Raw genomic sequence first — 713 nt, forward strand, 5'->3', positions numbered from 1 at the left:
TTAATCATAATGCGGCGAATGCGCTATTGAAAACCCTTGAAGAACCGAGTGGCGATTCCGTTATTATCTTAGTATCACATAGCTCGGGGCAGTTACTTCCAACGATTCGTTCTCGTTGTCAGGTGATTGACTTTTCGTTACCTGAAACGTCTGCAGCGAAGCAGTGGCTAGAAGCGGCGCTGAACAAAGACGAGCTTAGCTTGTCTGGAGCTGAGTTAGACTCGGTTTTAGCGCTGGCGGCCCAAGCCCCGCTAAGAGCTTTGGAGTACGTTAAAACGGGCGCGCTTGAAGAAAATCAACGTATGCTAGAAGAAATGGCTAGCTTTCTTCGTAAAGATGTTTTGGCCCTTGTTTTGGCTGAAAGGTGGAGCGATGATTTGTCGATTCTACGTGTAGAGTGGATGATTCAATGGTTGGAGCTCGTTTTAAAGGTCAAGTTGGCCAGCTTTTCCACTGAAGGACTTGCGGCGGCAAAAATGATCGACCATTTGGCTAAGGTTTCGACCGAGGCTCAGTTACTTGATTTATACAAAAGTGCCTTGGATCAACTGCGTTTGTTGCTCGGTACAAGCAATCCTAACAAGCAGCTGGTGTTTGAGTTTTTATTGAACCAATGGGCTGGCTTAATGGCTAAAAGAACGGTTTAATAAAGATCTCAAAAGTGTGAAGCAATTTTCAATTGCTTGCCTATACTGAAGATATATCACCTTAAT

General features: G+C 44.6%; 1 pseudogene. It reads left to right on the top strand.

Annotated elements, in window-relative coordinates:
• A pseudogene (locus A3763_RS21785) lies at positions 1-647 on the top strand (hypothetical protein); the annotation flags it as partial.
• Positions 648-713 lie beyond the last annotated feature (66 nt).

It is taken from the genome of Oleiphilus sp. HI0128 (genome assembly GCF_001635365.1).